This is a genomic window from Cobetia crustatorum (assembly GCF_000591415.1).
Taxonomy (GTDB): Bacteria; Pseudomonadota; Gammaproteobacteria; order Pseudomonadales; family Halomonadaceae; genus Cobetia; species Cobetia crustatorum.
Genome location: NZ_JEMF01000050.1, coordinates 56,984 through 81,780 on the forward strand (window position 1 = coordinate 56,984; position 24,797 = coordinate 81,780).

At 58.2% G+C, this 24,797-nt stretch carries 20 protein-coding genes and 1 pseudogene; 15 read left to right on the forward strand and 6 right to left on the reverse strand.

From position 1 onward, the window contains the following. Positions 1-91: 91 nt before the first annotated feature. Together BF12_RS0111575 and BF12_RS0111580 are read right to left on the reverse strand one after the other, a co-directional pair. The gene (locus BF12_RS0111575) at positions 92-337 is read right to left on the reverse strand and encodes a GlsB/YeaQ/YmgE family stress response membrane protein (RefSeq protein ID WP_024952423.1); all 246 of its coding nucleotides are present in this window, start codon (positions 335-337) and stop codon (positions 92-94) included. A gap of 97 nt (positions 338-434) precedes the next feature. Next, entirely contained in the window at positions 435-1,058 is a 624-nt protein-coding gene (locus tag BF12_RS0111580) for a DUF924 family protein (RefSeq protein ID WP_345917406.1), read from the reverse strand. A 406-nt stretch (positions 1,059-1,464) separates the two neighbouring features. Here BF12_RS0111580 and BF12_RS23145 point away from each other — a divergent pair, with 406 nt between their 5' ends. The 8 genes from BF12_RS23145 (at position 1,465) to BF12_RS0111620 (ending at position 11,996) form a co-directional block, all read left to right on the forward strand. Continuing rightward, a complete protein-coding gene (locus BF12_RS23145; protein ID WP_282705494.1) occupies positions 1,465-2,355 on the forward strand; it encodes an alkaline phosphatase D family protein in 891 nt (296 codons plus the stop codon). After that, the gene (locus tag BF12_RS23150; RefSeq protein WP_282705495.1) at positions 2,249-2,989 is read left to right on the forward strand and encodes an alkaline phosphatase D family protein; all 741 of its coding nucleotides are present in this window, start codon (positions 2,249-2,251) and stop codon (positions 2,987-2,989) included. Before BF12_RS23145 ends, BF12_RS23150 begins: the two co-directional genes overlap by 107 nt. A gap of 379 nt (positions 2,990-3,368) precedes the next feature. Further along, positions 3,369-4,964 (forward strand): solute:sodium symporter family transporter, encoded by a 1,596-nt coding sequence (locus BF12_RS0111595; protein WP_024952425.1) that lies wholly within the window; start codon positions 3,369-3,371, stop codon positions 4,962-4,964. Positions 4,965-5,401: 437 nt separating this feature from the next. Further along, the gene (locus BF12_RS0111600; RefSeq protein ID WP_024952426.1) at positions 5,402-6,994 is read left to right on the forward strand and encodes a solute:sodium symporter family transporter; all 1,593 of its coding nucleotides are present in this window, start codon (positions 5,402-5,404) and stop codon (positions 6,992-6,994) included. A 152-nt stretch (positions 6,995-7,146) separates the two neighbouring features. Beyond that, positions 7,147-7,983, forward strand: a complete 837-nt coding sequence (locus BF12_RS0111605; protein ID WP_051510946.1) for a DUF2927 domain-containing protein — start codon at positions 7,147-7,149, stop codon at positions 7,981-7,983. Between the two features lie 130 nt (positions 7,984-8,113). Continuing rightward, complete coding sequence (locus BF12_RS0111610) at positions 8,114-9,301, forward strand: MFS transporter (protein WP_024952428.1); 1,188 nt, start codon at positions 8,114-8,116, stop codon at positions 9,299-9,301. Positions 9,302-9,420: 119 nt separating this feature from the next. Continuing rightward, positions 9,421-10,863 (forward strand): YcjX family GTP-binding protein, encoded by a 1,443-nt coding sequence (locus BF12_RS0111615; protein WP_024952429.1) that lies wholly within the window; start codon positions 9,421-9,423, stop codon positions 10,861-10,863. Then, a complete protein-coding gene (locus BF12_RS0111620; RefSeq protein ID WP_024952430.1) occupies positions 10,860-11,996 on the forward strand; it encodes a TIGR01620 family protein in 1,137 nt (378 codons plus the stop codon). Before BF12_RS0111615 ends, BF12_RS0111620 begins: the two co-directional genes overlap by 4 nt. Before the next feature lie 124 nt (positions 11,997-12,120). Here the strand turns inward: BF12_RS0111620 and BF12_RS19810 are convergent, their stop codons facing one another. After that, entirely contained in the window at positions 12,121-13,281 is a 1,161-nt protein-coding gene (locus tag BF12_RS19810) for an oxidoreductase (protein ID WP_051510948.1), read from the reverse strand. Between the two features lie 299 nt (positions 13,282-13,580). Here BF12_RS19810 and BF12_RS0111630 point away from each other — a divergent pair, with 299 nt between their 5' ends. From BF12_RS0111630 to glpQ, 7 genes are all read left to right on the forward strand, one after another. Further along, positions 13,581-14,246 (forward strand): NAD(P)H-binding protein, encoded by a 666-nt coding sequence (locus tag BF12_RS0111630; protein WP_024952431.1) that lies wholly within the window; start codon positions 13,581-13,583, stop codon positions 14,244-14,246. Between the two features lie 149 nt (positions 14,247-14,395). Next, positions 14,396-16,342 carry an exoribonuclease II gene (locus BF12_RS0111635; RefSeq protein WP_024952432.1) on the forward strand — a complete coding sequence of 649 codons (1,947 nt, stop codon included), beginning with the start codon at positions 14,396-14,398 and terminating at the stop codon, positions 16,340-16,342. A 335-nt stretch (positions 16,343-16,677) separates the two neighbouring features. Beyond that, entirely contained in the window at positions 16,678-17,052 is a 375-nt protein-coding gene (locus BF12_RS0111640; protein ID WP_024952433.1) for a hypothetical protein, read from the forward strand. Positions 17,053-17,532: 480 nt separating this feature from the next. After that, positions 17,533-18,657 carry an N-acetylglucosaminyl phosphatidylglycerol synthase gene (gene gpgS / locus BF12_RS0111645; protein ID WP_024952434.1) on the forward strand — a complete coding sequence of 375 codons (1,125 nt, stop codon included), beginning with the start codon at positions 17,533-17,535 and terminating at the stop codon, positions 18,655-18,657. Next, positions 18,650-19,486: an N-acetylglucosaminyl phosphatidylglycerol deacetylase gene (gene gpgD, locus BF12_RS0111650; protein WP_024952435.1), complete on the forward strand. Its 837-nt coding sequence runs from the start codon at positions 18,650-18,652 to the stop codon at positions 19,484-19,486. The genes gpgS and gpgD overlap by 8 nt, the downstream gene beginning before the upstream one ends. 54 nt (positions 19,487-19,540) lie before the next feature. Further along, a complete protein-coding gene (gene gpgF / locus BF12_RS0111655; RefSeq protein ID WP_024952436.1) occupies positions 19,541-20,545 on the forward strand; it encodes a glucosaminyl phosphatidylglycerol flippase in 1,005 nt (334 codons plus the stop codon). A 134-nt stretch (positions 20,546-20,679) separates the two neighbouring features. Beyond that, positions 20,680-21,825 carry a glycerophosphodiester phosphodiesterase gene (gene glpQ, locus BF12_RS0111660; protein WP_024952437.1) on the forward strand — a complete coding sequence of 382 codons (1,146 nt, stop codon included), beginning with the start codon at positions 20,680-20,682 and terminating at the stop codon, positions 21,823-21,825. A gap of 111 nt (positions 21,826-21,936) precedes the next feature. On the opposite strand, the gene BF12_RS0111665 is transcribed toward glpQ, so the two are convergent. From BF12_RS0111665 to sucC, 3 genes and pseudogenes are all read right to left on the reverse strand, one after another. Further along, positions 21,937-22,479: a DUF302 domain-containing protein gene (locus tag BF12_RS0111665; protein ID WP_024952438.1), complete on the reverse strand. Its 543-nt coding sequence runs from the start codon at positions 22,477-22,479 to the stop codon at positions 21,937-21,939. 219 nt (positions 22,480-22,698) lie between these two features. Then, positions 22,699-23,570: pseudogene (gene sucD, locus BF12_RS19815) on the reverse strand (succinate--CoA ligase subunit alpha). Beyond that, positions 23,570-24,736 (reverse strand): ADP-forming succinate--CoA ligase subunit beta, encoded by a 1,167-nt coding sequence (gene sucC / locus BF12_RS0111675; protein ID WP_024952439.1) that lies wholly within the window; start codon positions 24,734-24,736, stop codon positions 23,570-23,572. Before sucC ends, sucD begins: the two are co-directional and overlap by 1 nt. Positions 24,737-24,797 lie beyond the last annotated feature (61 nt).

Below are 24,797 nucleotides of genomic sequence, written 5' to 3' on the forward strand. Positions count from 1 at the left end.
TGAGCCCTGTGCCGTCTGGTGGTACTTCACCCCACTGCTTCGATGTAGCAGTGGGCATAAATCTGTTACTCGGTGAACGAATTCACGAACTTCAGGCCTTGGATTTGACCTTCGAGACAATCCAGAGCAACACCACTGCCCCGACGACCGAGACCACCAGTGAGCCAATGATGCCGGTAGAGGCCAGTCCCAGCAGTTTGAACAACACGCTACCAAGCAGACCACCGACCACACCAACCACGATGTTGCCGAGAATGCCGAAACTGCCACCACGCATGATGTTGCCCGCGATCCAGCCCGCCAGACCGCCAATAATCAAACCGAGAATGATGCCCATAGTTCAATACCTCCTGATGATGAAACAGCTTTGATTTAGCATTACCTATTTCTTGGAGACGAACGCGTCGAAAAAAAAGGGGGGACATCACAACTCTTCAAAACGAGGAGCCGGGTTGCTGCAGGAAGGCGACCTCCTCAGCACTGGACGTCCGCCCTAGAATGGCGTTGCGATGCGGATAGCGGCCAAATCTACGCACGATGTCCGCATGATGGCGCTCAAAGCGCAATGTTTTTTCAAGCCCGGGCCGATCGAACAAGGCTTCTGCCCGATCATGGATCGCCACCGATTCGCTATGCATCCACGGCATGATCACGAAGGGCTGCCAGGCCACCGGCAGTTGCTCAAGATCCCCCTCGATTACCGCCTGCTGAGAGAGCGCCAAGGCCAGCGTATCTCCCTCAAAGGCGCCGGGCGTATCACGATGAATATTGCGCGAGAACTGATCCAGCACGAGGATCTCCGCCAGACGTCCACCGGGTGTCACGCGCCACTCCCATAACTCACATGCCAGCGCACGCTGCAGACACTCCTCAAAGCGCTGGCGAATCGTGGCATCCAACGTCTCACTCTTGCGAAACCAATCTCTGGCTGCCAGTTCGACGAACCAGAATTCCAATATGCCGCGTGCTTCTTCGTGACACTCCGCCATTAACTGCACGCTCTGTGCCGACGCTGCAACTGAAACGGCAGATGTGGGGGTAACTCGGGATTTCGACATGCAGCCTCCTGCAGGCTCATCAGCACGTTCATCAACACTCACGGGATCATCAACAGCATGGAAAAGAAGATAGCCCACAGGGCTATCTGCAACGACAGACGACACCTTGGTGTCGCTCGGCCTCCTTCAACTACTACACATCATCATGGCACTGACACCTTCTCGTCATCTTGAGCAGCGACAGTAGCGACTCTCAAGAGCACCGCCCGCTGCTCTCCTGACGTCTGATTGATAACAAGGAAGCTTACATGTCCCGCCGCCTGTCTGACTTATTCCTGCCGCGCAGCCGCAATGCGTCACGCTCGTCCGAAACCTCCACGTCCTCGGCTGTTATCTCGGGTGAGCCCTCGCGCATGGATCGGCGCAAACTACTGGGCCGTGGCCTGCAAGCGCGGGGTTCGGACTGATGGCCACGACAGGCCTGCTGAGCGCGCCGTCCATCGTGATGGCGGAAGGCCGTCGCCCCAAGATGCCGTCAGGAGTAATGAGCGGTGATGTCACCGCCAGCCGCGCGATGCTGTGGAGCCAGACCGACAAGCCCGCACGCATGCTGATCGAACTGGCCGATAACGCCGAGATGCGCGGTGCCTTCCAGATGCAGGGGCCCGCCGCTCTGCCTGCTGATGGCCTGACCTCGAAGCTCGATCTGACCCGTATCGGTACGCGCGCCAATGCCAGCGGTGAGGTGTTCTACCGGGTCCGCTACGCGGCGCTTGACGATCACAAGGCCATCAGCGAGGCGACCTCTGGCCGCTTGATCCTGCCGCCGAGTGCTCAGAAACCGCGTGCGCTGCGCTTCGTATGGTCTGGCGATACGGTCGGTCAAGGCTGGGGCATCAATCCCGATTTTGGTGGCCTGCGTCTCTACGAAACCATGCGTCAGGCCAAACCGGACTTCTTCCTGCACTCCGGCGACACCATCTATGCCGATGGCCCGCTGGAAGAGCGCGTCACCCAACATGACGGCAGTGAGTGGCGCAATATTGTCACGCCGGCCAAGTCAAAGGTCGCCGAGACACTCGAGGAATACCGCGGTCAGTACGCCTACAACCTGATGGACGACAACCTGCGCCGCTTCAATGCCGAAGTGCCGATGTTTGCCCAATGGGATGACCACGAAACCACCAACAACTGGTACCCCGGCGAAATTCTCGAGGATGACCGCTACACAGAAAAAAAATGTCGATGTACTGTCTGCCAATGCGCGCCGCGCCTTCCTCGAGAACATGCCACTGCGCACTGGCCCCAGCGCACCGGAGCGCATCTATCGCAACTTCGGTTTCGGTCCCGATCTTGAGATGTTCATGCTCGACATGCGTAGCTTCCGCGGCGCCAACTCTGCCAATCGCCAGTCGGGCCGCGGGCCGGAAACCGACTTCCTCGGTCGTGATCAGCTGGCCTGGCTCAAGCAGTCACTCAAAGCCAGCACCGCCACCTGGAAGATCATCGCCTCTGACATGCCGATTGGCCTGCTGGTACGTGATGGCGATAACTTCGAGAACGGCGCCAATGGCGATGGCGAGGTGCTGGGACGTGAACAGGATATCGCCGAACTGTTGAAGTTCGTGCGTGATCACGATATCCAGAATCTAGTATGGCTGACCGCAGACGTGCACTACACCGCCGCCCATCACTACTCACCAGAGCGCGCCGTGTTCAAGGACTTCACACCGTTCTGGGAATTCGTCAGCGGCCCGATTCATGCCGGCACCTACGGCCCGGGCGAGCTGGACAACACCTTCGGCCCCAAGCTTGAATTCGTGAAGGCACCGCCAGAGGGCCGCGCCAACATGTCACCCAGCGAAGGCTTCCAGTTCTTCGGTCAGGTCGATCTCGACCCTGAGAGCAAGGCGCTCACCGTGACTCTGAAAGACATTCACGGCGCATCGCTGTATCAGAAGGTACTGGCACCGACTGACGTCACGGCTTGATCATCAGCGCGACTCCCGTCAGCTAACCTGACACCGAATGCCTGAATGCTGTGCAATGCCCCATGTCTCCTCTCGCCGCCAATGCGGTTCGTAGAGACATGGGGCATTCGTGTCTTGACCCAATCGATAGGTCTTATCTTCAGCTTCAAGCGCTATCGTCAGAAGCTATGTTTGGAAAATTCAGACAATTGCATAAAAATGTCAGACAAATTGTCAATGGTGGATACGGCCCATTTATTTGACACTGACCGGCACTCTAGATGTCGATCACTGACAGCTCACCTCGAGATGCCGCGCGCCAACGGTGGGGTGAGTCATGCAAGTGATGGCAGCTGAGCAAGCAGGCCTCCGAGCCCTGTTGTTCAACAAGGATAACGCCATGAACGCCCTCACTCTGAGCTCCTTCGTGTTCTTCACGGGGCTGGTCGCCGTGATCACCTGGTGGCTGACCCGACGTGATGATACCCAGCATTCCGCTGGCTACTTTCTAGCAGGCCGCAGCCTGACCTTCCCGATCATCGCAGGCTCCCTGCTGATGACCAATCTCTCCACCGAACAGATGGTCGGCCTCAACGGCGCCGCCTTCACCGACGGCCTCTCCGTGATGGCCTGGGAAGTGGTGGCCGTGGTCTCATTGGTCGCGATGGCGATGTTCTTTCTGCCACGCTTCCTCAAGAGCGGCATCACCACCCTGCCGGAGCTGCTGGCACTGCGCTTTGATCGCACCACACAGCTATTGGCGAACATGATCTTCATGCTCGCTTACGCCATCATCCTGCTGCCGAGCATTCTCTATTCTGGTGCTCTGGGCTTGATGGGAGTACTGGACTTGCGTGCCCTGACCGGCATCGACTCACAGATGGTGTTGCTGACCGGCACCGTGATCGTGGTCGGCATTGCCGGCGCCATCTACGCCCTGTTCGGCGGTCTGCGCTCCATCGCCATCTCCGATACCTTGAACGGCATCGGGCTGTTGATCGGCGGCATGATCATCGTCTACTTCGGGCTGGATCGCGTCAGTGACGGCAATGGCATTCTTGCTGGCTGGGATATCATCCGGGAAACGCATCCAGAGAAGCTCAATTCACTGGGCAGCGACGATCAGTCAGTTCCCATCTCGACCCTCTTCACCGGGGTACTACTGCTCAACATGTTCTACTGGTGCACCAACCAGCAGATCATTCAGCGCACCTTTGCCGCCAAGACGCTCGCCGAAGGCCAGAAAGGCGTGCTGCTGACCGGCACGCTCAAGTTGCTCGGCCCGCTATATCTGGTACTGCCAGGCATCATCGCCTTCCAGCTGTATTCAGGTGATGGCATCAAGGCGGATGCCGCTTATGGCCGCCTGGTCTTCGATGTACTGCCAGCACCATTGACCGGCTTCTTCGCCGCAGCGATGGTCGGCGCGATCCTGTCGTCCTTCAACTCGGCGCTCAACTCTACCGCCACACTGTTCAGTCTCGATGTCTACAAGGCGCGTATCAATCGCGATGCCACGGATGCACAGGTCGTGAAGATATCCAAGTGGGCCGGTTGGATCATGGCAGCATCAGCGATGGTCATTGCACCCCTGCTGGCGACCCAGGAGAGCCTGTTCGTCTATGTGCAGAAAGTGAACTCCATCTACTACATCCCGCTGCTGTCGGTGATCGTGGTTGGCCTGATCTCCAAGCGCGTACCAGCGATCGCCGCCAATCTGGCGTTGGTGCTGGGCTGTTTGATCATCGGCCTGTTCTACTTCGTGCCATCTCTGGCCGACATGGTGGAAGCGGTACACAACTTCCACTTCATCGCTATCGTGCTGGTCGTGCTGATAGCGATGATGATGGTGATCGGCAAGCTGGCACCGCGCGCCGAGCCGTGGATTCAAAAGGATGTCGGCGCCATCGACATGACACCTTGGGCGGGCACCCGTGTTGCCAGTGTCGTTCTGTTGATACTGGTCATGGCCATCTATCTGGCGTTCGCTGGCTAACGGAGCGAGTACAGCCACTCCAGCGACATGAACACCACCTTCAGCGCCCCGCCATCTTTGCCGATGGCGGGCGCTGTCGTTAGTCACATGATGGTTATCCACTATTGAGTCCGCGATGCAGGCGCGTTTTTCCGTAAACATCCGTAGCTTCGTCACCCACCACACCCCAAAAGTCTTATAAGAAAGCGCAGCAGGAGCGCTTCAAACGCTGATCTCGCGGGAAATATCAGTATGAAACCAACGTATTATCTACAAATGGTGGATAGCGAGATCACAGCAGATGCCTACACTATCGCCAGACTTACCGTAAATGTTACCGGTGAGTCTCTTCAAGGACGATGGCACAGCCTGCTGTGTGCATTGCATAGACACTGCCTAGCTGGCGATGATTTCAACGCATTGCGTTGTAACAGCCTGGCATCAAGGAACCCTCTCTCATGCATGCCCTGACACTCATATCATTCGTGTTCTTTACTGGCCTGGTCGCACTTCTGACCTGGTGGTGGACGCACCGTGATGATACCTCGCACTCCACCGGTTACTTTCTAGCCGGGCGCAGCCTGACCTTCCCGCTGATTGCGGGCTCCTTGCTGATGACCAACCTTTCTACCGAGCAGATGGTCGGCTTGAACGGTGCCGCCTTTACCGATGGCCTGTCTGTCATGGCGTGGGAAGTCATGGCCGTCATCGCAATGGTCGTGATGGCGATGTTCTTCCTGCCTCGCTTCCTGAAGAGTGGTATCACCACCCTGCCGGAACTGCTCGCCTTGCGTTATGGCCGTAGCACCGAACTGATCACCAACCTGATCTTCCTGTTCGCCTATGCCGTGATTCTGCTGCCGATCATTCTCTATTCCGGCGCCATCGGCCTGAAGGGCATGCTCGACCTCCCCACTCTGACGGGGATTACCTCACCCAATGCACTACTATGGATCACCATCTGGGTCGTTGGCATCATCGGTTCTATCTACGCTCTATTCGGCGGCATGCGCTCGATCGCCATCTCCGACACCCTGAACGGTGTGGGTCTGCTGATCGGCGGCATGTTGATCGTCTATTTCGGTCTGAATGCCGTCAGCGACGGCCAGGGTGTCATGGCCGGCTGGGACACCCTGACCGCTGCCAACCCGGAGAAATTCAACTCCATGGGTAGCGATGACCAATCCGTACCCTTCTCGACCCTGTTTACCGGCGTGATGATCATCAACTTCTTCTACTGGTGTACCAACCAGCAGATCATCCAGCGCACCTTCGCAGCCAAGACACTCGCCGAAGGCCAGAAAGGCGTCTTGCTGACCGGTGCCCTCAAGCTGCTAGGCCCATTGTATCTAGTGATTCCAGGCATCATCGCCTACCACCTGTACGCTTCTTCCGGCGTCAAGGCCGATAGCGCTTACGGTCAATTGGTGTTTGACGTGCTGCCAGCACCGTTGACCGGCTTCTTCGCGGCCGCCATGGTCGGTGCCATTTTGTCGTCCTTCAACTCGGCACTGAATGCGACCACCACACTGTTCTCAACCGGCATCTACAAGGCACACCTGCGCCCCAATGCCACCGACGCAGAAGTGGTCAAGATCTCCAAGGGCTTTGGCTGGGTACTGGCGATTTCCTCGATGACACTGGCACCACTACTGGCTGGCCAGGAAAGCTTGTTCGGTTACCTGCAGAAAATGAACGCCATCTACTTTATCCCGATCTTTGCCGTCGTCCTGATGGGCCTGCTGACACGTCGCGTGCCGACGGTTGCTGCCAATCTGGCGCTGTTCATCGGTTGTATCGTGATTGGCGTGGTTTACTTCGTACCGGCATTCTCGGGCGTATTGGAGAATATTCACGAATTCCACTTCGTCGGACTGGTGTTTGTACTGCTGATCGCGATGATGTTGATCATCGGCAAGCTGGCGCCGCGTGATGAACCGTGGGTTCAGCAGGATGTGGGGGCCATCGACATGACACCTTGGAAAGGTGCCAAGGTCTGTGCGTTGATCCTCGTCGTGCTGGTGATCGCCATCTATCTGGCCTTTATCTAACGCTGAGGCCCGCTTCACACTGACGTTTCTCACGACATCGTCAGCTAATGCGTCGATGCCCCGCAGTGTCTCTTCAGACATGCGGGGCATCGTGTTTCAGGAGTCCGTTTGAGGCATGCTGCAAGCTCCCCTAAACAGCAAAGAGTCTGTTCATGCCCTTTCTGTCACGCCTCGCCCTCGTTCCGCTCTACATGCGCTGGCAACTATGGCTCGTGCTATTGGCCATCTTGCTGGCAGCCACCAACAGTCAAGCCGCTGAACGCTGGCAGCGTTCTGACGTACTGATCCAGAGCTTCATGGAGGTGGCACTCAAGCGTGAATATCGTCCCGGCAAGTCGGAGCCCTTGGTCCGCTGGCAGGTCCCCCTCAGGGTGAAAATCGATTCCCAGCTTGGGAATACGCGCCTGCAACATCAACTTGCTCGCGTACAACTGAAACACCTGACATCGATCACCGGCCAGCCACTGAGCTTCGTTGACTCCTCTCAGAAAGCCAATCTACGTGTCGCATTTATCAGCCATGACCATATGTCTCGTGAAGCTGCCAAGTATGTGGGTAAAAAACAGGTCAGTACTGCGGGCATGCGCAAGGCACTGCAGGAAGGCGTATGCCTGACGCTCTTCAAGCGCACGCAAGACCACAGCATCAGCAGCGGCCTTATCCTGATTCCAGTCGACTACGCACGCCAGAGGGGGCGACTGGTGGATTGCATCATCGAGGAAACAGCACAGGTCATGGGACTGCCCAATGACTCGGGCGAGGTGTACCCCTCGGTCTTCAACGACCTGAGCACCGATACCTGGCTAAGCCCGTTGGATTATCTTTTGCTCAAAATGCTCTATGCGCCAGAGCTTGCGCCCGGCATGTCAGTTGATGAGGTTCGTCAGGCACTGCCCGGCATCATCTCGCGACTGACTGCCAAGGGTGAGCTGAAAAATGCCGTGCATCGCGTACGCAACGGCAGTCTGCGCGACTGGTTGGATGAATAGCCTGTCTGGTCAGCACCATGGTGTGCGACAGGCTAGCGCTGGCATAATCCGTACAGGCGCATGAGGCGTCTGACATCGCCGGAGCCCTCCTGTCATGCTGCCCACTCCTTTCCCTGCTGGTCGTACCCGCATGCCGCTGGCCGTCACCCTACTGTCACTGTGTCAGGCGCTACTGGTCAGCGGTAATATCCTGCTGATCGCGGTATCCCCGCTGATAGGGGCACAGCTTGCCTCCAGCACCTGGTCCACCGCCCCTGTCGCCACCCAGTGGCTGGGGCTGATGTGTGCCACCATTCCTGCCTCATTGATCACCGCACGTCTGGGACGCCGGCGCGGCTTCGTGCTCGGCAATCTGTGTGGCCTGGCGGGAGCGGGACTCGCAGTGTTGGCGCTATCACTTCAGCACTTTGGGCTATTCCTGTTTTCGACCTGGTTGGTAGGGATAGGGATTGGCTTCGGTCAGCTTTATCGCTTCGCCGCGATGGAAGCTGCACCGCCTGAGCAACGTGAGCGCGCCATCGGGCTAGTCATGGGCGGTGGCGTACTGGCTGCCTTCTTCGGCCCTTGGCTGGCCCGCACCAGCCATACGCTGGCCGACACGCCATTCCTGGGTAGCTTCATCGGCCTGGCTGCACTATATCTCCTGGCACTGGGGCTGCTGGCGTTCATACGTCTGCCACAGGACACCGAGGCAGACCGACAGTCCAGCGACGTCCCTGCACGTCAACTCAGCCATATTATGCGTCAACCGACCTTCCTGCTGGCCGTCCTCAGTGCCATGGTCGGCTATGGCGTCATGAATCTGGCCATGACCGCCACACCGTTGGCGATGGCGACTGCCGGACACGATTTCGATCACGTCGCTGACACCATTCAATGGCACGTCGTGGCCATGTTCCTGCCGTCGTTCTTTACCGGACGACTGACCGCGCGCTTCGGCGCAGGCACGATGATCGTCAGTGGCTGTGTCTTTCTGCTTGCCAGCCTGATCACAGCACAATATCTCAGCGGCACCACCGGCTTCTTTCTGGGCCTCATCCTGTTGGGCATTGGGTGGAATTTCACCTTCCTGCCTGCCACCAGCTTACTTACCACGTGTTACCAGCCGAGCGAAAAAGCCCGCACCCAGGCCGCCAATGAATTTCTCGTCTTCACTACCGGTGCCATCACCGCATTACTGGCGGGACCACTGGTCAGCAGTATCGGTTGGGCGCTGCTCAATCAGTGGCTGATGCCACTCTGCCTGCTACCCATCGGCCTGTTGGCATGGCGTCAGCTTGCCTTGCGTGTCCGTCGCCCGCAGATAGAAGAGAGTTGATAGAAGAAAGATGACGGCCGTCGATGCTGTTCTTGGCTCAATGATCATCTTGAGCGCCGACGCCTTTACCGATAGGGAAGCCCCTGATGTTCAACTCCATCACCCGCAACGCCCGCCAGCTGGCGCGCGATGTGGGTCGCGAAGCACATGACCTGCTGGAGCGTGGCCTTGACCGCCAGCTGCGCCTGGCCGTCACTGGCTTGTCCGGTGCCGGCAAGACCGCCTTTCTCGTCTCGCTGATCGAGCAACTGCGTCACGCAGGTCTCGGCGCGCGTCTAGAGCTATTGCCCGCCGCACGCGATGGGCGACTGCTGGGCGCTGAGCGTGTCAGCCAGCCCGACCTCTCGATCCCCCGATTTCCGCTGGACGCCGGATTGCGCTCGCTCTCTGGCCAGCACACCCCACACGGTCCCGAATGGCCGACGCCAACACGCAGCATCAGTGAGCTGCGTCTCAAGATCGGCTTTCGCCCGACCTCACGTGCCGCCCGAGTGCTCGACAGCAAACGCGCCACGCTGACACTGGATCTGATCGACTATCCCGGTGAGTGGCTACTGGACCTGCCGATGCTGGAGCAGGATTTCAGCACCTGGAGTGCCGAGTGTGAAACGCAACTGAACGATGACCGCGCGCACTGGGCCGCTGACTGGCTGGCGGCAGTGGCACCTCTGACACCCGACAGCGAGGTTGATGAAGACCGCCTGGCCGAGATCGCCACGCATTACACCGACTATCTGCACGCCGCCCGTCGCAAAGGGGGCTTTGTCGATCTCACGCCCGGTCGCTTTCTGCTACCGGGAGAACTTGATGAAGCACCAGTGCTGCAATTCTTCCCGCTCACAGGGCTGACCGACTGGACGCCCGAGGCGCTGGTCGCGCTACCGGAGGCAAGCCTTTACCGCACCCTCGCACGCCGTTTCGATCACTATCGTCGCCACGTGGTGCAGCCCTTCTATCATGATCACTTCCGACGTTTTGATCGCCAGATCGTGTTGATCGATGTACTCGGTGCGCTGAATGCCGGCCCTGCGCCGTTCCGTGACCTCACCCGTGCGCTGGACAAGTTGTTCGATAGCTTCGCCTATGGCCGTCGTCACCTGTTGGCGCGCCTGATGGACCGACGCATCGATCGGCTGGCCATCGCCGCCACCAAGGCCGATCACGTCACACCAGAGCAGCATGGTGCGATGCGTGACCTGCTCGAGCAGCTGTTGGCGGATCCGCTCAAGCGCCTGCGCTACCGAGATGTACCGCTCAAGGCCTTCACCATTGCTGCCATTCGCTCAAGCGAGGCACGCGAAGTCGTCGAGAATGGTGAGCGTCATCCGGCGCTTGCCGGTCAACTACTAGCGATGGATGAAGCGGATCCGGCAGCTGCGCCGCGCGAATCCGTGCTGTTATTTCCCGGCGAAGTGCCTTCGCGTCTGCCGGAAGCCACCTTCTGGAACGAAGGCAACTTCCAGTTCCCGAATTTTGCGCCTCCTCGTATTGAAGGCAATGCCCCCCCTCACATTCGTATGGACGCCGTGCTCGACTGGCTGCTGGGAGATCACCTGAAATGACACAGACCTCACGTGATGCTCATCACCCACGCCCCGGCAAGCGCTTTTCCACTGCCACTCCCGAGCGCGAGACGACAACACAGGACCCGGACACTGCCAGTGCAGCTGAGGCACTACGCGGTGCGCGTCACTTCTCGCCCGACACCAGCAGCCAGCCGCTGGCCATCAGTGAGCCGGAACCCGCTACTCCAGGCTTGGATGCCACGCTGAACGCCAGACCGCGCCATCGTGGACTCAAATGGCTGTTGCTGGGCACCTTGACGATTGGAGGGGTAGAGGCAGGGCATTCACTCTATCAAGCGGCGATGGGCGGTGACCTGATTGCCGGTGCCTGGGGGCTACTCGGCCTCGGCGCTATCGGACTAGGCGCACGTGCCGTGACCCGCGAACTCTTCAAGCTGCGCCATCTGCGCCAACATGTCGCTCTGCGCGAGCAACTTGAAGAGCATCAACAGGATGACTTCGGCCAGCGCGGAGAAACACTGACATCTGAGAATGCCTCTACAGACAAGTCGGCAACCCAGCAGGACAGCCTGCTGGAGCAACTGCGTCGTCAGATGGGCCTCAGCAATGATGATGCCGGCATTCGCGCCTGGCGGGCTGCCTGCGAAGCGCACCACTCCCAATCGGAACGGCGCGAGCTATTCGCCTTTCATGTGTTGGGCCCGCGTGACCGCGAAGCACGCCGCCTGATTTCGCGCATGAGTGGCGAAACAGCCGTGATGGTGGCGGTATCGCCACTCACCTGGGTCGACATGAGTCTGGTGGCGTGGCGCGGCCTGCGCATGATGGAGCGCCTCTCACAGCTCTATGGCCTGGAGCTGGGCTACGCCAGTCGTCTGCGCTTGTTCAAGGAAGTGCTGGCCTCGATGGCCTTTGCTGGCGCCAGTGAATTGGCCGCCGAAGCGAGCATGGATCTGCTGTCGATGAATCTGGCAGGGCGACTGTCGACTCGCGCGGGACAGGGATTGGGCAGCGGCTTGATGAACGCTCGTCTGGGCCTGCGTGCCATGCGATTGTTACGACCAATCCCCTTCCATGCTGATGAGGTACCGCGTATCGGCGAGCTGCGCTCCGAGCTCTTTTCGCGCTTGCGCAAAGCGGATAAGGGCGAGGACGATGGTGGCGCATGAAGACGGATAGAGCTTAAAGAAAGCGACCTTAAAGAAAGGTGGCCTGAAGAACGATCACCCTGCAAAACGAAAAGCGCGCCTCGAGTGATCGAGGCGCGCTTTTCATTGGTTGTCATTCAAGAGCTCATGCTTCGCTTGCGATGCCTGCCTCCAGCCACTTCATGACCCGCAGCGCTTCAGTCGCTGACGTCGGATTGGCACCGCTGCCGCGGATACACTCCCGAAGCTGTGCGTACCAGGCCGGGTAGTCTCCATCACGGCCTTGATGAGAGCGCCCTACCAATATCTCATCATCGTTTTCGACGGTCTCGGTGCCGCGTCGATTCTGGTGCTCCCCTTCTATCTCCGAGATGCGCTCCAGCACCGTTAGCATGCCCGGATGCGGATCACGTCCCCATTGGCGTGCAGCACGAACAGAGAGATCACGCGCAGGATAATCACCAACCTTGAGACACTCTTCCTGAGGATCAAGTCCGAAAGTGACATAGCTGCCACGTGTACCATGAGCCGCAAAGCGCGCGGTTGGTGCTGCGGTCAGCGCACTGGCATGCAGCTCAACCATCAGTCCGGGGTGGCGGGCATGCCCGGCGTAATCCAGCACAGCATGGAAGAAGTCGTCGGTCACTGCACCGTCGCGCTGGGTACGGCGGAGTAGATGAATACCTGCAGGCTCGCCAAACAGGCATAGCGCCTGATCCAGCAGATGTGGCCCGAGGTCATACCATAAGCCACTGCCGGGTAACGCCTGCTCACGCCACCGATTCGGGACTGTTGGGCGGAAGCGATCGAAATGCGATTCAAGATGCGTGATATGCCCTAGCGTATCGTTCTCGACCAGCTCAGCCAGCGTCAGAAAATCAGCATCGAAGCGACGATTATGAAATACCGCCAGCACGCGACCTGCCTGCTCAGCCTGACGCGCCAACGCTTCACCCTCAGCCAAGGTAACAGTGAAAGGCTTGTCGACTACTACATGCTTGCCAGCCGCCAAGGCTGCGCTCGCCAACGGCGCATGAGTCTCATTGGGCGTGGCGATGATGATCAGGTCGATATCGTTACGCGCCATCAGCGCCTCGGGCGTCGCTTCAACCGCCAGCCGCGATCGCTCTCCCTTGGCGACTTCTGGGCGCGACGTTGACAGTGCGACAAGTTCAAAACCCTCGGTCGCCTCAATCAGTGGCGCATGAAAAGTGCGCACTGCCATGCCATAGCCGATCAAACCTACACGAATGGGGCCAGCGTGATCATGGGGTTGCGTATCATCACAGGAGATTGCTGAGCTCATCGGGCGTCCTTGTCATCAGTGCTGTCATTTATCCTTATCCGGGCATATGAGACCCGATGCATATCCGCCATCCTAGCAGGCTGTGCGACGGGAGATAGCCTCGGCGTCCGTGTTTAATGCTTACTCCTGAGGCTTGTTAACACCTGCATCGATGGCAATGCCAGCACGCTCATGAGCACATACGCCCCTTGAAGTTCATCAGTGGTGGCCGCAGGAATATAGCTATCAGCGTGGTCAACAGGAGATGATTACATCCCTCGCCGGCCACACTTCGAGAATACGCGACAGGAGCAGATAGCATGCGCAAGACGCTTATCATCGGTGCCAATGGCCAGATCGGTCGTCAGCTATGTGAGAAGGCTCAAGCCGCTGGCGAACCCGTGGTCGCCATGATCCGTTCAAGTGACCAGCAAGGTTGGTTCCGCGAGCGCGGCATCAAGACAGTACTCGGGGATCTCGAAGGTGAGATGCGCCAAGCTTTCTATGGCTGTGATCAGGCAGTATTCGTGGCGGGTTCTGGTCCGCACACTGGCCCAGACAAGACGCTGACGATTGACCTCCATGGCGCCATGCGCACCGCGGATCTGGCCAGCGAGTTCGGCCTGTCACGCGTGATCCAGGTCAGCTCGATCCGCGCCGAGACACCGCTGGCCGGCCCGAAAGCGATGCGCGCTTACTTCGCCGCCAAGAAGGCCGCTGATCTATGCCTCGCCGAGAGCGGCCTGCGTCATGTCATCGTCAAGCCCGGCCGCCTGACCGATGCCAGCGGTAGCGGAAAGCTGACCGAAAACGCCGATGCCTCTGACGAGATGCAGGTGTCGCGCGCCAATGTCGCCGAGTTTCTGCTGGGCCTGATGCAGGCACGTGATATTGGTGGTCGCTACCGAAAGGCGCCAATATTCACCCTGTTCGACGGTGATCAACACGTAGAGCACCTACTCGCCAATCACAACGCCACGTCGTAAGCAGGCCTTTACGTGCTGGATTCGTGACTAAAGACCCCATTGACAACGCCCACAGATACACCACGTGGGCGTTGCCGCGTCTGGTGGCTTTCCCCCCATGCCCCATGTCCGTATAGTGAGCCACTGACCCCGCCAACAGAACTTCCGAAATGCTGCAGAACAATTCGCTGCTGGCGCAGCTGAAAGATCAAATCCGCCAGGAAATTCCCCGTGTCACGGGGGTGATCAAAGGCACCGACAAGGGCTTCGGCTTCCTCGAATGTGAGGATGGCGAGTCTTTCTTCGTGCCACCACCCGCCATGAAGCAGGTATTGCACGGCGATATTGTCGAAGCTTCCGTCAAGGTGGAAGGCGAGAAGAAGTCCGTACAGCCGGAAGTGCTGATTGAGACGGGTGTCGACCGCTTCGTCGCTCGTGTCGGCAAGCGTGATGGCCGCCTGAACGTGATGCCGGACCATCCCTCCATCAACACGCGCATGAAAGCGCGCGTGAAGCGTGGCATCAATGAGGAAACCCTCAATGATGGCGATTGGGTCGTGGCGCGTCTGCTGCGTCACCCGATGCGCAAGGATGACCGCAGCTTCTTCGCTCAAATTGAAGAAGTCATCGCCACCGCGGACAACCCGCGTGTGCCGTGGCGTGTCACTCTGGCGCGTCATGCGCTGGAACAGGCCTCTCCAGAAGGCGGCACTGACTGGCCGTTGATGGAAGAAGGCCTGACTCGCGAAGACATGACTCACGTGCCCTTCTTCACCATCGATGGTGAAAAGACACGCGATATGGATGATGCGCTGCACATCGTCGAGCGCCCTGAAGGCGGCTGGACACTGAGCATTGCCATCGCTGATCCGACGGCCTACGTGCCGGAAGGCAGCCGGATAGACGAAGAAGCGCGCACGCGCTCCTTCACGGTCTACCTGCCGAGTCAGAACGTCACGATGCTGCCGGAAATTCTGTCCGATGATCTGTGCTCGCTGAAGGAAGGTGAAGACCGTCCCACGCTGATGTGCGTCGTCGACATTGATACCGATGGCGTCATCGCTGAGCCGAAGTTCTTCGCAGCCACCATGCGCTCCCACTACCGCCTGACCTACGACAACGTCTCAGACTGGATCGAGGGCAAGGAAGGTAGCTGGACGCCGGCCAACGACGAACTGGCCGAAGGTCTTCGCCAGCTGGAAGCCTTTACTCAGGCACGTATCGCCTGGCGTGCACGCAACTCCCAGATCTTCCGCGAGCGTCCGGACTTCGAGTTCGAATTGGATGAGGAAGGCAACGTACTCAACGTACGTGCTGACCATCGTCGCATCAGTAATCGCATGATCGAAGAATCCATGATCACTGCGAATCTGAGCTGCGCACGCCTGCTCTCCAAGCATATCGGTCACGGTATCTTCAATGTTCACCAGGGCTTTGCTCCGGAGAAATACGACGACACCATCGAATTCCTCGCTGGGCAGGATATTACTGCCACGCCGGAACAGCTTGGCAGCCTGGAAGGCTATCGCCTGATTCGTCAGGAACTGGACAGCCGCGAAGATACCTGGCTTGACGTGCGCATGCGTCGCTTCCAGGGCTATACCGTGATGTCTGCTCAGCCGGGCCCGCACTTTGGCCTTGGCCTTGAAGCCTATGCCACCTGGACTTCGCCGATCCGCAAGTATGGCGACATGGTCAACCACCGCTTGATCAAGCGCGTGATTCTTGGCCAGGAAGTTCCGGCAGAAGCCACCGAGCAGCTGACCGAGCACCTCAGCGAGCGTCGTCGTCTCAACCGTATGGCGGAGCGTGACGTGAAAGACTGGCTGTACGTGCGCTACCTGACCAAGGCCGCTGAAGAGCAGCAGATCTTCCTGGGTGAGATCATCGATATCCGTCGCGGTGGTATGCGTGTGCGCCTGGAAGAGAATGGCGCTAGCGTCTTCATTCCGGCACCGCTGATCCACAGCGATCGCAAGAAGGTCGCGATCGATGACAAGGAAGGCCGCGTGAACATCGAGGATGTACTGCGTTACTCTCTCGGTGACATCATCAAGGTCTCTCTGACAGAAGCCCGCGAAGAACGTCGTTCGTTGGTGGGGCGTCCGGCCGAATAAGCCGAAGCCCCCCTTGTCCGCCAGCAACATGGTGGACTATCTACGCCCCGGAGCGCCTTGCGCCCGGGGCGTTTTACGTTCTGAAACTCTGAAACGATAGATCTCTTCAGGTCCGCAAACAGAAACGTGTACCAATCGTGAGATATTGTAATTTTGTGAAACATATTATTGATGTATGCTTACTAGACAGAAACACGGAGCAGCCAAAATAACCACAGCTGCTTTCTCTTGATTATGAGAGACGTCATACCATACGCTGCAATGACACCATATCAGACAGTCTGCGATCACTGACCGCCATGATGGCGGGATCATGTCCCCGGGAGGACTCCAGGATGAAGATGCACCGCCTACCCGCATCATCCTCGCTACGTCACATGGCTGACCATGCCGCCATTGTGCGCCAGCCGGCCATGACCTATGCCCGTATCGACGATCAGTCATCATTGGAAAGCACAGCATCCACACATGATGCGATACACCCGGAGCGTCAACGTGAAATTCAGCGTGAGGCAATGGAGCATGTTGCCCAACTGCTTGAGCGCGATCGTCGTCGCACGCGTAACCGCTTGTTACTCGCTGCTGGCCTGCTGCTAAGTCTTGTACTACTCGCGAGTCAACGTCCTGTCGAACCCAATACCGCCTCCTATCCCGAAGGCATTGGCCAAACGGCACCGTCCACGCAACATGTGCTTCAAGGCGTCGTGTAAACACGCTGCCTGACATCATGAGAGACACTTGGCGAGGCATCTGCCCGCCTGATCAGGCTTCTCTCATGCCTCTTCGAATTCCTGTAGTGCACGCGCCTTGCCCTGCCCGGTGACCCCGGACAGGGTCTTTTTGTGTCTGTAATTCGTCGTTTTGCTAGCCAGATCGATAGGTCCTCTCGCACCTATTGCATCGCAGTATCTGCTGATCGCACAAGTGTCGTATCTCGCTGTCACATTGATCAGCATCGCCCGACATGCTGAGCGGTAAGGCGGCCCGCTACTCGCGACGCAGTGAGTCACAAATGTCCCCTTGGTTTCAGACCTTATCCCCCCCATGAAAAAAAGCAGGACACCGATGCTTGCCAGTCGGCTCTGCGCTATCGTCGCAGTGGGGACTATAGTGACAGGCAGTGACTGGCAAGCATGTCGGGATTCATCTTCTATCGCGCACGACCGCCAAGCCGGTCATGAGGAGCCCGTGTGCATATCGCTGACATGACCATGTTTCATGCCCCTTCCAGTGGTGGTGTTAGGACGTATCTGGAAGCCAAGCGACGACGACTGAGAACTCGGCCGGATATTCGCCACAGCCTACTGGTACCGGGCGAGTCCAGCAGCGTCAGCGACGACCTGTATAACGTGCCGGCACCACCGATTCCGTTCGGTAATGGCTATCGCTTTCCACTGCGACGCACTGGCTGGGTCAGCACCCTGCTGGCGTTATCACCCGACATCATTGAAGCGGGCGATCCCTATGTCACAGCGTGGGCAGCATTGGACGCCGGGCGCAAGCTGGACGTACCTGTCTTGGGCTTCTACCACTCTGACTTGCCACGCTTGATCACCAATCGTCTCGGCGAGTGGTCAGGTCACAATGTCGATCGCTATGTTCAACGTCTCTATCGTCACTTCGATCGAGTGCTTGCTCCTAGTCAGGTGATGGCTGAACGTCTTGATCGTCTAGGGATTGGTAATGTGCATATCCAGCCACTAGGTGTCGATCTCACCACCTTTCATCCAGATCGCTGCGACATGCAACTGCGGCAAAAACTTGGGTTGCCTGATCATGTGCGACTACTCGCTTTTGCTGGCCGTGGCTCGCGCGAGAAGAACCTCGATGAATTGCTCGCTGTTGCACGTCTGCTCGGCCCTGATTACCACCTGCTCTTGATTGGCTCAGGCATGCCGCGTCATCTGCCGGATAACGTCAGCGTGACGGGGCATTTCTGTAGCGGTGACGAGGTGGCACGCATGGTGGCATCGGTTGATGTGTTATTACATGCCGGCACTCAGGAGACCTTCGGGCTGGTCGTGCTTGAAGCCATGGCCTGCGGTACTCCTGTCGTGGCAGCACGTGCCGGGGCATTGGCCGAAAATGTGCCACTGGGTTGTGGGCAGCTGTGTGAGCCACACTCGCCACGCGACATGGTGCGCGCAGTACAGGAAGTATTTGCCAATGATCCTTCCGCACTAGGGCGTCAGGCTCGCCGTCATGTCGAAAAAAATCACGACTGGGACCACGTGGTGAATGGCCTGATGGGCCACTACCGCGCCGTGACCGGTACCCGATTGCATCCCCTGCTGGAGGAAGTGACGCATGGTTGAACAACCCGATTCCTCGCGCCATTTCCTGCTGGTACTGCACGATGTCGCCCCTGAAACCTGGCCCGACTATCGCGACTTCGTGACCGAGCTGGACGCGCTCTGCCAATCACATCTGGATCGTCCCTGCCCTATTACCTGGCTAGTCGTGCCTGACTTCCATCATCGTAGCGCGCTGGAGGACTCCCCTGAATTCATCACGTGCCTGGAAGCGCGCCGTCAACAGGGCGATGAGCTAGCGTTGCATGGCTTTCATCATTGCGATGACGCCCCACCACCACGCACGCCACGTGATTACCTGATGCGACGCGTACTGACTTGGGAAGGTGAGTTCTATCCGCTCAACGAGCAAGAGGCCAACCGACGTTTGACCGCTGGTGCGGCAATTTTCACACGCCTTGGCTGGCCACTTGATGGTTTCATCGCGCCGGCATGGCTGATGAGCGAAGGCACGCGGCGTGCCCTGAAGTCGCTCGACTTTCGCTATACCAGTGACACCCAACACCTTTACCGCCTGCCAGACTTCAATGTCATCGATGCGCCAGGACTGGTGTGGAGCGCGCGCTCGGCACCGCGCCGCCTGATGTCACGCTGGGTCAGTGAACGCAAGCTGGCGCGCGCGCAAGATGCTCCGGTGCTCCGATTGGGCCTGCATCCGGTTGATATGCGGCATGCAAGCTCGCGAGGCTATTGGTTACAGCTCGTCGCGCGCCTGCTCGATGATGGCCGCCTACCGATGACCAAGATTGACTGGCTGACGCAACAAGGCCTGTTGAATGTTCCCGTCAATCATCAACATCCTGGCCATCAACCTACTGGTAAAACGGCCTGACATGTCCCTTCTCCGCTTCTCTCATCGATGTGCGACTGCCCTGTGGAGCCCTGAATGAATCGTGCAGCATGGATGCTGGCCGCTGGCCTGATACTCGTTATCGCGATTCCGTTGACGCTGGGGGGCAGAGGGCTGGGTGCTCAGCTGCGCCAGTTCCCGCTCGATACCTTCTTGTTGATGCTGGGCATGATTGTGGTGTGCTGGAACCTGAATGCGGGACGCTTACGTCTGCTACTGGCCGGTCGCGGTGGCCATCTCGGTCAACGCCGAGCATTGGGCATGGTGATGGCGACTGAATTCGCGATCAGCGCTACGCCCGGTGGCAGCGGCGGCCCACTGACGCTGATGGGACTCCTGTCACGCCAGGGAGTACGCCCAGCACAGGCGACAGCCGTCTTCGCGGTCGATCAGATCACTGACATGCTGTTCTTTCTTTCTGCGCTGGCCAGCATCGGCCTGTATACGCTCTCTCACACCATCGATCTACGCCTCGGCTGGATGCTTGCCGTGCCCGCGCTACTGTTGATCATCGGCTTCGGATTGCTGATCGCCCTCGGGCGGCACCATCGTGGACTGCTCAGATCGAGTGGCCACCTACTGCGCTGGCTTAAAGTCCACCACCGTTCACGCATCAGGCTGACGCGAGCCGTTATTCACTTCCGTCACGCGTTGGTCGAGACATTGGCCCTGCCGCGTCTGACCCTGAGCCTGATATTTCTACTCTGCTGTGCGCACTGGCTGCTACGCTACTCGATTCTTTATCTGGCGGTCTCCGGGCTAGGTCGCGATATTGATTGGAGCTGGACCTTCATCGTACAGATGCTGTCACTGGCTGCCGGTCAGCTGACGCTATTGCCGGGAGGAGCAGGCGGTGCCGAACTATCATCTACCGCCCTGCTTACGCCGATGATTGGTGCCTCCAGTGCAGCGGCAGCCGTCGTCATCTGGCGTGCCGTCACCTTCTATTTCTACTTGATCGCTGGCGCACCGGTATTCTTCATCATGGCGGGAGGCAGCATGCTCGATCTCCTACTGAACCGCCGCGCAAAGGTCTCTTGACGACTCCAGAACGTCTGAGGGCCTAACCACATCATGAATCTCTATTCGTTATCGCCACATGGATAAGGATTTGTTATGGTCATGCACAGTTATTGAACACCCATACAATAAACCACTACTCAAGGTGACCTCGTATGTCAGACTTTTCTCCTTCACGCGTCATCCGTCCACTTCACGTCATGGGGGTTGTGGGTACACTGCTCACTGCCACGACGACTTCAGCTTTCGCCGATGACGCTGCACTGCGCAGCGTCGATCCCAGTCACGGGACTGACAGGGTCGTCGTGGCTCACCGCGGTGCATCGGGCTACCTGCCAGAACACACTCTCGCGGCCAAATCGATGGCCTACGCCCAGGGTGCTGACTTTCTCGAACAAGATGTCGTGATGACTAAAGACGACAAGCTGGTCGTGTTGCACGATCGCTTTCTGGATCGTGTGACCGATGTCGCCGACGTCTTCCCGGAACGCGCACGCGAGGATGGCCGTTACTATGCCATCGACTTCACGCTGGAAGAGCTGCGCAAGCTGTCCTTCAGCGAAGGGTTCACTGTCGATGATGGCAAGAAAGTGGCTGACTATCCTGAGCGCTTCCCGCTCGGCAAGTCGCACTTCGGGCTGCATACCTTGAGTGAAGAGATCGAGATGATTCAAGGCCTGAACCACTCCACGGGGCGTGATGTCGGCCTGTATGTTGAGGTCAAGGCGCCCTGGTTCCACCAGTCAGAAGGCAAGGAAGTCTCCAAGGCCGTTCTCGAGACACTCAAGCATTACGGCTACGTCGATCATGACGACAACGCCATCGTGCAGGTCTTTGACCCGCGCGGCCTGAAGCGTATTCATGATGAGCTGCAGCCAGAATTGGGCATGGACCTGCGCCTGGTACAGCTGATGGGTGAGACGAGTTGGGACATGACTTTCCAACCGGGCACTGACGGCAAGCTTGAGCCCTACAGCTACGACTGGATGTACCAGAAAGGCGCGATGGGGCGTATCGCAGGCTATGCAGATGGCATCGGCCCGTGGAAGCCGATGGTAATCGAAGATAGCTCCACCAAGGGCAATATCAAGGTCACTGAGCTGGTCGACAAGGCCCATGATGCCGGGCTTGTCGTGATGCCCTATACCTTCCGTCTTGATGAAGGTCGCATCCCTGCCTGGGCCAATGACTATGACGACATGCTGCGCGTGTTCTTTGAAGAAGCCGGTGTCGATGGCATCTTCACTGACTATCCGGACCGTGCGGTACAGTGGCTGAAGCAGAACGGCGACGCGCTGTAAGCCAAGCTCACGTTATTGATTAAATGGCGATGAACAAAAGCCGGGCTCCTCAGGGAGCCCGGCTTTTTGATTATATCGAAGCAACTTGTTCAGTTTTGAATACAGCGGTTGTCACTGCCCAGCCGCTTCAGCGGCCAATCCCTTGAGCAAGCCCGCAATCTTGTCCAGCGGCAGGCTGCAATCCTTGGACCCATGGCGATCGGCCATGTATTGCGGATCGTTCCATTCGATCACGCTGCCACCCTCTACCGCACGAATCAGCATTTTCTGAGGCAGATCCAGCGCCGCAGACCCATTGCACTGCATCAACAGCGTACCCACCTTGGGATTGCCAAAGATGACGGTATGCGTTGCCGGTAGCTCAAGCCCTACCTTTTGCGCGCCTGCTTCATGGTCAATCACGGTGAACAGAGTCAGTCCTTTGGCAGACAGCGCCTTCTCCAGACGCGCCTGCACGGCAGACACATCATCACGACTGGTCAATGACTCGATTCCCTTGGAGGAAACCTGCATGTCAGCAGCCGCCTCAGGTGCAGAGGCAGCTGCCGCACCGGAATCAGCATTGGCTGACAGGGACATGCCCGCCATCAGAGGCAGAGACAACAGTGCCAGCATTCGAGCAGAGCGTGATACAGCCGGGAACGTCTTGAGCATGGAACATCCTTATCAGTGATTCGTGGGGCAGTACAAACGCATCGCTTATTCAGGTGTCACAAGTACATCATCAGATTAGCAAGTAGCTGAAGCAAGCGCACCTGTCGTCTGGCCGAGTCGCCAGAAACAAAAGACAAAAAAAGGGCAGGCCCTATGGGCCTGCCCTTTTGGTGACATGCTGCACGCCTCAAAGGCTTGCGGCTGTCAGGAGATCACGGCTTACCAGCCAGTGACTTCCTTGATGGCATCGCCGATCTGCGCGAGTGAACGCACAGTCTTGACGCCAGCAGCTTCCAGTGCCGCGAACTTCTCGTCAGCAGTACCCTTGCCGCCAGAGATGATGGCGCCAGCATGGCCCATGCGCTTGCCCGGAGGCGCAGTCACACCAGCGATGTAGGACACGACCGGCTTGGTGACGTTCGCCTTGATATAGGCAGCTGCTTCTTCTTCAGCAGAACCGCCGATCTCGCCGATCATGACGATGGCTTCGGTCTTCGGGTCCTTCTCGAACATTTCGAGGATGTCGATGAAGTTGGAACCCGGTATCGGGTCGCCACCGATACCGACACAGCTGGACTGGCCGAAACCGTGATCAGTAGTCTGCTTGACGGCTTCATAGGTCAGGGTGCCAGAGCGCGACACGATACCGACCTTGCCCGGCAGGTGGATGTGGCCCGGCATGATACCGATCTTGCACTCACCCGGAGTGATGACACCCGGGCAGTTCGGACCAATGACGCGCACGCCCAGCTCGTCGCACTTGACCTTGACGTCCAGCATGTCGAGAGTTGGCACGCCTTCAGTGATGCAGACGATCAGCTTGATACCTGCATTGGCCGCTTCAAGGATGGAATCCTTGCAGAACGGTGCTGGCACGTAGATGACGGACGCTTCAGCGCCAGTTTCAGCCACGGCTTCAGCCACGGTGTTGAACACCGGCAGACCCAGGTGAGTCTGGCCACCCTTGCCCGGCGTTACACCACCGACCATCTTCGTACCATAGGCGATGGCTTGCTCAGAGTGGAAAGTCCCCTGGCCGCCGGTGAAGCCTGGCAGATCACCTTGGTGTTCTTGTCGATCAAAATGCTCATTACTTGCCCTCCGCAGCTTTGACAACCTGCTGCGCCGCGTCAGTCAGGCTGGTAGCAGCGATGATATTCAGACCGCTTTCGGCCAGCTTCTTGGCGCCGAGTTCAGCGTTGTTACCTTCCAGACGCACCACGACCGGCACGTTGACACCGACCTGCTCGACGGCACCGATAATGCCCTCGGCGATCATGTCGCAACGTACGATACCGCCGAAGATGTTCACGAGAACAGCTTTGACGTTATGGTCAGAGAGAATGATCTTGAATGCTTCAGCAACGCGTTCTTTGGTAGCACCGCCACCCACGTCGAGGAAGTTGGCCGGCTTGCCGCCGTTCAGGTTGACGATGTCCATGGTGCCCATCGCCAAGCCTGCGCCGTTGACCATGCAGCCGATGTTGCCGTCGAGGGCAACGTAGTTCAGTTCGAACTTGGCAGCATGCGCTTCACGCTCGTCTTCCTGAGACGGATCGTGCATCGCCTGCAGGTCCGGGTGACGGTAGACGGCGTTGGCATCAATGTTGATCTTGCCGTCGAGGCAGTGGAGATTGCCTTCGTCGGTGATGACCAGCGGGTTGATTTCCAGCAGCGCGAAATCCTTGTCAGCGAACATCTTCGCCAGACCGAGGAAGATCTTGGTGAACTGCTTGATCTGGACTGCGTTCAGACCCAGCTTGAAGGCCAGTTCACGCGCCTGGTACGGCTGAGCGCCGACCAGCGGATCGATCTCTGCTTTCAGGATCTTTTCCGGAGTCTCTTCAGCAACCTGCTCGATTTCCACGCCACCTTCAGTCGATGCCATGAAGACGATACGACGAGTGGTGCGGTCAACGACAGCGCCGAGGTACAGCTCTTCGGCGATGTCGGTGCAGTTCTCGACCAAGATCTTGGTGACCGGCTGACCATCTGCATCAGTCTGGTAAGTCACCAGGTTCTTGCCGAGCCACTGGGTCGCAAAATCAGCAGCAGCTTGGGCGCTTTCGATCAGCTTGACGCCACCAGCCTTACCGCGGCCACCAGCGTGGACCTGTGCCTTGACGACCCACTTATCGCCGCCAATCTTCTTGCACGCTTCAGCAGCGTCTTCCGGGGTGTCAACGGCAAAGCCCTTGGACACCGGCAGGCCATAGTCGGCAAACAGTTGTTTTGCCTGATATTCATGAAGGTTCATCGTGTCATGCCATTGGTTGCATTAGACTCGAACGACAGCCACAGATGTGGCTGCCACCGTT